Below are 8,640 nucleotides of genomic sequence, written 5' to 3' on the forward strand. Positions count from 1 at the left end.
CACCTTTCTGGTTTACATATTTTTGATGAAATCATCAATGACCTCTCTGAGCTGCCTGTCGGCTGACTCGATATCGGTCTTTATCTGAGCCGCCGCCATTGTAAGATGACCGCCGCCGCCCAGTGCCTCCATGATCACCTGAACATTGTATCTGCCCATGCTTCGAGCTGAGATATTAACCGTATCGCCCTGCTTGTACATAACGAATGAAGCAAATACTCCCGTTATACCAAGCATTTCGTCCGCCGCCTGAGAAGCTGCGACCCTTATGTTCGCAAAGTTTCCGTCAGCACGCGCGATGGCACAGCCTCGGTATATCTCCGCCGAATTGATGACCTTGGATTTTTCGTGATAAGTTTCGATGGAATTTGCGAACATCTGCTTTACAGCAATGGTATCTGCTCCCATCTTTTTAAGGAAAGCAGCCGTCTCAAAAGTAGTGACACCTGTTTTCATTACAAAATTCTTGGTATCCAGCATTATGCCCGAAAGCAGAGCTTCTGCGGCATAAGCATTGATCGTCGTCCTGTCGCCCCACAGCTCGATGATCTCGGTGACAAGCTCAGCCGCCGATGAAGCACCCGGTTCAAGGCACTGGGCTATCAGCGGTTCGATACCGTTGACCATACGCCTGTGATGGTCTATTACAACGATATTCTTTGCCCGCTCTATCATTTCCCTTGATTCAACAAGCTCGGGATTGTGAGTATCCACCACGATCACAAGGGTATCGCTGTCAAGCCTGTCAAGACCCTGCTGCGGTGTTATGTAGTAAGGCATATCCTCATTATCGTCGATATAGTCTATCAGCGATCTTGCCAGGTTTTTCTCCTTATCCACCACAACAAAGCACTCGCTTACCAGCTTTCTAACAGCACAGCAGAGACCTGTAGCCGAACCCACGCTGTCAAGGTCGCCGAATCTGTGACCCATTATCAGCACTCTGCGGAAGCCCTGTCCCGCGTCGCCGTCAGCCCTGTAATTGCCTATGCTCTCGATACTGCCTGGTCTAATTATCTCCAGCAGTGTCTCGGCAAATACCCTGATCTTGACTCTGTTATTGTTGTCAGCACCTGTAGAAACGCCACCGAAGAACCTGAACTCACCGTTATCTCGGTAAGCCGCCTGATCTCCGCCTCGTCCCTGACAGAGCTCCAGTGCCTGTTTAGCCAGCTTTTCACACTCGTCAAGACCCTTGCCTTCCCTGCCGACGCCGATCGAAAGCGTAACATTGGTTTTTCCGCCTATGCGTATCTGCCTTGCTTCTTCAAGTATCCTGAACCTATTCTCTATCTTCCGTGAGAGATATCTTTCCTCCATGAAAACATAGAACTTATCGTCAGATATCTTCTTAGCGATAGCATTCGTTCCCTCAAGGAAGCTTTCCATCAGCTTTTCTATCTCAACTGCAACGTGAGCCTTTTCGGTGTCCCTGATATCGGACATCATAGCATCATAGTTATCGATAACTATGATAATCACGCTGTTGTGAGACTGATAAGCGTCATATCTCAGCTCGGTATAATCGGTGATATCCTTGAAATACACCATAGACAGACCGTTTTTAAGGTCTGTGCGCACAGCCTTGGCGATATAGTACCGCTTGTTCACGCAAATCTGACAGCCGTCCTCTTCATAGGCACGTTCAAGGTCGATATTCATGATATTTTCCAGATGTTCTCCGTATGAATCCTCGGAATACACCTGCCTCTCAAACAGCCTGTTGTACCACATGATAGTTTCTTCGCTGTCGAGTATAACGCAGGGCGCGGGAAAGTGCAGCATCGAATCACGCTGAGTTCTTATCAGCTGTGTTGCCAGCTTTGTGGTATATTTCGTAGTCTGATTTCTGAATATGAAAGCTTCCAACAGAAGCAGCAATATGCTAACTACGCATATCAGTATCAGTACGCTTCCCGCTCCTCTTTTCTCCTCAGTCGAGCGCAGCATAAAAGCTCCTATCAGCGATGTCAGCGAGATGACAGCCATCGTTGCGGACAACAGCATGAGAAAGCTTTTGTTCTTTTTCACTGCCAGTCAACTCCTTTGCTTGATCCTTTTTCTGTTCGACAATTGACAGTATCTATATCTCCATAATTATGGGCAGTATCATAGGACTTCTCTTTGTCTTTGTGAAAATGAAATCCGAAAGATTGTCTTTCATCCTGCCCTTGATGGCATTCCATTCATGCATATTGCTGTCAAGACAGTTCTGCAGAGTTTCGGTGAGAAGTTCTTTCGCTTCATTCATAAGCTCCTCGCTCTCACGAACGTATACAAATCCTCTCGAAACAAGGTCGGGACCTGCAAGTATCTCGCCGACTGTCCTGTCAATAGTGGCAACTGCGATGATAAGACCGTCCTCAGCCAGATGTTTTCTGTCTCTCAGCACGATAGCGCCAACGTCACCAACACCCAGACCATCAACAAGCACTCTGCCAGCAGGCACCTGACCAGTGATATTCATATCAACACCGTCAGTTTCAATAACGTCACCGATACCCGCGATAATGATATTTTCCTCCGGTATACCAACGCTCATAGCCGTCTGCTGGTGCTTCATCAGGTGCTTGAATTCACCATGTACAGGTATGAAGAACTTGGGCTTTGTTATTGAGAGCATCAGTTTCTGCTCTTCCTGACAGGCGTGTCCCGAAACGTGTACCTCGTACATCTTTTCGTATACCACTTCTGCACCAAGCTTCATCAGGTCGTTTACTACCCTTGTGACCAGCTTTTCGTTGCCGGGTATGGGGTTAGCTGATATTATAATGAAATCCTTGGGAGTTATGCTGACCTTGCGGTGCTCGTTCATGGACATTCTCGAAAGGGCGGACATAGGCTCGCCCTGACTGCCCGTAGTAACCAGAACTATCTGCTCGGGCAGATATCTGCCTATCATGTCGATATCAATAAGCACGCCGTCGGGCACTTTAAGGTAGCCCAGCTCGATGCCCACGCTTATAACATTCACCATGCTTCTGCCGGATACAGCAACCTTACGGCCTGTGTTGACAGCATTGTTGATTATCTGCTGAACTCTGTGGATATTGGATGCAAAGGTCGCGATGATTATACGCTTGCCCTCAGCCTTTGCAAACAGCATTTCAAGATTATCTCCCACCTTGCGCTCGCTGGCGGTGTATCCGGGACGCTCCGAGTTGGTAGAATCGGACATCAGTGCGAGAACTCCCTTGTTGCCAAGTTCAGCAAATCTGGGCAGGTCGATGATTCCGCCCTCAATGGGAGTATAGTCTACCTTGAAGTCGCCCGTGTGTATCAGAACACCTGCGGGAGTGTGTATTGCCATGCCCACTGAATCGGGTATGGAATGGTTCACCCTGATGAATTCCACCGCCATACAACCCATTCTGATGGTCTGGCGCGGTGTCACGGTATTAAGCTTTACACTATCAAGGAGAGCGTGTTCACGAAGCTTGCCCTCGATAAGTCCGATGGTCAGCCTTGTACCGTAAACAGGCGTGCTTGGGAATTTTTTCAGGAAATAAGGCAGTCCGCCAATGTGGTCTTCGTGTCCGTGAGTAATAACTACACCGCGAAGCTTTTCAATATTCTTCTCAACATAGGAAAAATCGGGTATAACTATATCAACACCCAGCATCTCGCTGTCTGGGAATGCCAGACCGCAGTCGATAACGAACATATCGTTTGAACACTCGATGACAGTAAAGTTCTTGCCTATCTCATTGAGACCGCCCAGAGGTATTATCTTCACGGGAGTACGGCGCTGTTCCTGCTGTTTGTTGTTATTGCCGCGCTGTCCCCTGCCGTTGGGACGAAGCTTAGCCTGTGAGGGTTCTGTACCCTGCTTGTTGTTATCTGCGCCGCGTTTTATCGGCACACCTCTGATCTTTCCCTTACCCTGTACGTAACGTTTTGATGGCTTTCTTTTTCCGTTGTTAGAATTGTTATTATTCATGATTGATATGCAAAAATGCGCACCATAGTAAACGACATATAAATTTACACATCAGCACCCGAAAATATGAATGCAAAATTATGAATAAATGCCGTTTGCTCTGAGGAGCGCAAAAAGCTCCTTTCCTGCGGGAAAACGTATCCCGTCAATGTATTTGATTTTTCCGTTAGAATAAGTGCAGTCCCATTATATAAGGACATGAGCAGCAGTTTTGGGATGAATGGATATCCCTTTGATAGATGAATGATAAGACGAAACCGCCGACAGAGTCCGCCCCGTTTCAGGCGGGATTGTATCCGAACAAAAATATCTTATTATATTTTACTCTATTTTTGACCGAATGTCAAGTACATATTCTCTAAAGTCTGCATCAGGGAAAATTATTGTACTCAAACGACAATGCTCCAAAAATTTTCATTTGCCCCCTTTTCAAAACCATGCCGATGTGTTATAATATATGTCTGAGATAACGGAGGTATACAGATGAAAGATATTGATATATTAAAAAAACAGGCACTTAAAAGATTTTTCAGCCGAATGAACCCAATGCAGCAGAAAGCTGTGTTCCGTGTGAACGGACCTCTGCTGATACTTGCAGGTGCGGGCAGCGGAAAGACCACTGTGCTTATAAACAGGATTGCGAATATGATACATTTCGGTGATGCCTACAATACCACTGGGCAGATTTTCACCGATGAAGAATCTGCTTTTATCGAGGATTATGCCGAGGGCAGGACAGATGACGGCAGAAAACTTGCCGCCATCATCGGCACAAGGCAGGTAAGACCTTGGAATATCCTCGCTATAACCTTTACAAACAAAGCCGCTGGTGAACTCAAAGAGCGTATCGAAAAGATTCTCGGCGAGGAAGGCAGAGGGATCGTTGCCGCGACTTTCCACTCCGCCTGTGTACGTATTTTAAGGCGTGAATGTGCTAATATCGGCTTTACATCAAGCTTTGCCATATATGATACCGACGATTCAAAGCGCGTGATAAAAGCCGCTATGCGTGCACTGGATATCGATGAAAAAATGTTCCCAGTAAAGACCGTAATGAGCGAGATATCCCACGCAAAGGATTCCATGATAACTCCCGAAGAATTTGCCAAGGATGCTGTGGGAGACTTTTTCAAAAGTTCAGTAGCTAAGGTATATAAAAAGTATCAGCAGGAACTTCTTGCCAATAACGCCATGGATTTTGATGACATAATCTGCCATACCGTGACACTTTTTGAAAACTGCCCCGATGTCCTTGACCACTACCAGAACCTTTATAAATATATCATGGTGGACGAGTATCAGGATACCAACCGCGTTCAGTTCAGGCTGGTTTCCCTTTTGTCGAAAAAGTTCGGTAATATCTGCGTTGTGGGCGATGATGACCAGAGTATTTACCGCTTCCGCGGTGCTACTATCGAAAATATCCTGAACTTCGAGGAAGAATTCGGCTGTTCGGCTGACGACGTTATCAAGCTTGAACAGAACTACCGCTCCACCCAGAATATCCTTACCTGCGCCAACAAGCTTATCAGCAACAACGTGGGCAGAAAAGGCAAGAATCTTTGGACTGACTGCGGCGACGGCGAAAAAGTCATCGTTCACAAGTCCATGAACGAACGTGACGAAGCTTCCTACATCGCAAGAACTATAACCGAAAACAATGACAACGGAAGGCGCTGGGGCGACCATGCAGTGCTCTACCGAATGAACGCCCAGTCCAACGCCCTTGAACAGGCGATGATAAAGGCAAGTATCCCATACAAAATATTCGGCGGTCTTAAATTCTACGAGCGCAAGGAGATAAAGGATATCCTCGCTTACCTTGGAGTTATCGCCAACCATGCCGATACTTTCAGGCTTCAAAGGATAATCAACGAACCAAAGCGCGGAATGGGCGATGCTACCGTCCGCACGGTGATACAGGTATCCTCAGACCTAGGTGAAGACCCTATCTACGTTATGGAACACTCCACCGAATACGTGCCGCTGGCAAAAAAATCCAAGGCGCTGACGGAATTCGCATTCATGATAGACGACCTTTCGGAATTATCCGAGGAAGCAAGCCTCCCCGAACTTCTGGACGCAGTAGTCGAAAAAACAGGCTACGGCGCACTGATGAAACAGCAGGGCGTTGAGGGCGAGATGCGTCTTGAAAATATCGCCGAACTTAAATCAACAATGGCAAAGTACGAGGAAGAAGCAGAAGAGCCTTCTCTTGATGGTTTCCTTGAAGAAGTTGCACTTTACACCGATATCGACACCCTTGATGAAACAGGCGATTACGTAGCGCTTATGACCATGCACGCCGCCAAAGGTCTGGAATTCCCTGTTGTATTCGTGGCAGGCATGGAAGATAACGTGTTCCCCTCCAGCCGAAGCAGAGATTCAGAATCAGAACTCGAAGAGGAGCGCCGACTTGCTTACGTTGCGATAACCCGCGCCAAGGAACAGCTCCACATTGTTTACGCTGGCGAGCGTATGATATACGGAAGCACTCAGTATAACCGCGAGTCACAGTTTATAAAAGAACTTCCCCCCGAGAACATCGACAAGCAAGTGCCGAAGCTTGACACCAAGCAGACACCACGCCGTTCGGGAGATATCCCCCTGGGCAGACAGATGGCGATGTACAATGCGGCTAAAGCCACATCTAACGAGCCTGCCGAGACCTACAGCGTTGGCGAGAAAGTTATGCACAAAAAGTTCGGCGAGGGCACGATAGTCGGTGTAACACCCATGGCAGGCGACACAATGCTTGAGATAGCCTTTGAGAAAGTCGGCACAAAGAAGATCTTCGCTAATTTTGCTAAGCCGAAAAAGATATAGCATAATCTAGCGGGAGCTGCCAAGTAAGAGAGCTTTGGGTCAAGGCACAAAAGCTCCGCGACAACATTGCTGAAATAGCACAACAAACTTAATCCCTAAAAAGCGCAACACGCGGTCGACGCAGTCACCGCTACAAAAATCCGAGCGTATGCAAACGTATGCATACGCTCAAACTATGTCCGTAAATTATTGCCGCGCACGTCATCGTACAGCGTAAGCGAATCCGATGACTCGTCCAAGGAACGAGCGGCAAAAACTCGAAAACTCCCGACCACAGCAGATACCCGACTACCTCAACAAATCACGATATATTAGTAAAATTCTTAGTTTAAATAATATGCTTCATCGATCATAAACATCAATTATAACATACTCCGAAATACACCCTGTTTTAAAAGGTATAGCCCACCCAGAAATCCCCGAGGTAACGATAAAAGTAGTATCCCCGCAGACTTTCTTGCCATAGATATTGTCATTGAAACCCATAGCCAATCCCACAAAGCCAGAGGGGAAAATGTGTCCGCCGTGAGTGTGTCCTGAAAGCACAAGGTCAGCACCCGCCGCGGCTTCAGCTTCATAGTCACGGGGCTGATGGTCTATTATAATAGTGTACTTTTCATCATCAGCGAATTCCATCAGCTGTTTCGCAGATAGTCTGCTATCATCATGGTGATCTTTCCTGCCGATGAAATTCACATCACCGACCTCAAAAACTTCGTCATGAAGTATCTTAACGCCGTTCTTTTCCAGTTCGGCATAAAGTTCATCTATCGTGAAATCTCTGCCGTTACCATAACCCTTGTCATGATTGCCATCCACATATATCACACCATACTTCGCTTTCATTTCGCCCAGCGCTTTGCAGGCACGTACCATGTCGTCACGTTTTGAATCGTCGTCAACGAAATCGCCGGCGATAATGACCACATCCGGCGACTGTTCATCTATCCGCTTCATCTGTTCGGCAAATTCTTTACCATCAAGAGTAATCCCCAAATGAGAATCGGCAAACATCGCCACCCGAAGCGGCGAACTGTCTAAATGCTTTTTTGTTTTAAGACGGTAGTCAGTTTCAAAAACATGGTGTGCGAAAAACCAGCCAGCACCAAGATAGACAGCCGTTATCAGCATAGCCAAAACACCGGTCACATAGCGCGACGACCAACTGTGTCTGCGCTTACGGTGAATGAAAGTCACAAGATCACACAAAGACCAAATAAGCGCAAGATGGAGAATTACGATTATGCCGATGTACATATTTTTCAGCGTGACCACCACAAGCCCTGCCACAGGCAAAGCCGCCAGCCCCCACGAGAGCCATTTTCGCTTTTCTGCAAGCTTCTGCATAAAGCCGAATTTATGAAATCTGGTAATCAGATATATCAACGCCAGCAAAGCACCGATACCAGCCACGGCAAACAAAACCACCCAGAGCAACCGACAAACCTCCTCAATTCTTCGCATCATTCAAGAGCACATTTTTATTAATTATACAACATCGCATGGCATTTGTCAAACTTTACCCGACAACACTGGTTCATTATTTTCCCCGAATTTTCTACTTTTCAGTTGCATCTGAAGTAACATGCTTTTACCTTTCAAAAATAATTTTAAAAAAACAATTTTTTTTTTGAAAAAGTACTTGACAAATGTATCTTGATATGCTATAATAATTAAGCTGTGAGAAACACAAGAGAACAAAAACCGATGGAGAAGTCGCCTAGCCCGGTTTATGGCGCACGACTGGAACTCGTGTATGGGTTAATAGCTCATCGAGGGTTCGAATCCCTCCTTCTCCGCCAAAGCGAAAACCGCTTGTTTACGTAATATCGCGTAAGCAGGCGGTTTTATTATGCTCTCAACAATAACTGTAT

Annotated in this window: 4 protein-coding genes and 1 tRNA gene; 2 read left to right on the forward strand and 3 right to left on the reverse strand. The window is 46.6% G+C overall.

What is annotated here, in order from left to right; all coding sequences use genetic code 11:
• Positions 1 to 12: 12 nt before the first annotated feature.
• A complete protein-coding gene (locus tag BMY75_RS12560; RefSeq protein ID WP_074834238.1) occupies positions 13 to 2,031 on the reverse strand; it encodes a DHH family phosphoesterase in 2,019 nt (672 codons plus the stop codon).
• Between the two features lie 52 nt (positions 2,032 to 2,083).
• Positions 2,084 to 3,940, reverse strand: a complete 1,857-nt coding sequence (locus BMY75_RS12565) for a ribonuclease J (protein ID WP_074834240.1) — start codon at positions 3,938 to 3,940, stop codon at positions 2,084 to 2,086.
• 483 nt (positions 3,941 to 4,423) lie between these two features.
• Here BMY75_RS12565 and BMY75_RS12570 point away from each other — a divergent pair, with 483 nt between their 5' ends.
• Positions 4,424 to 6,766: an ATP-dependent helicase gene (locus tag BMY75_RS12570; RefSeq protein ID WP_074834242.1), complete on the forward strand. Its 2,343-nt coding sequence runs from the start codon at positions 4,424 to 4,426 to the stop codon at positions 6,764 to 6,766.
• A gap of 342 nt (positions 6,767 to 7,108) precedes the next feature.
• Here the strand turns inward: BMY75_RS12570 and BMY75_RS12575 are convergent, their stop codons facing one another.
• Positions 7,109 to 8,233 (reverse strand): metallophosphoesterase, encoded by a 1,125-nt coding sequence (locus BMY75_RS12575; RefSeq protein WP_242940236.1) that lies wholly within the window; start codon positions 8,231 to 8,233, stop codon positions 7,109 to 7,111.
• 242 nt (positions 8,234 to 8,475) lie between these two features.
• On the opposite strand from BMY75_RS12575, the gene BMY75_RS12580 reads away from it, so the two are divergent.
• A tRNA-Ser gene (locus BMY75_RS12580) sits at positions 8,476 to 8,568 on the forward strand.
• Positions 8,569 to 8,640 lie beyond the last annotated feature (72 nt).

The organism is Hominimerdicola alba (assembly GCF_900109655.1).
GTDB classification, from domain to species: Bacteria; Bacillota; Clostridia; order Oscillospirales; family Ruminococcaceae; genus Hominimerdicola; species Hominimerdicola alba_B.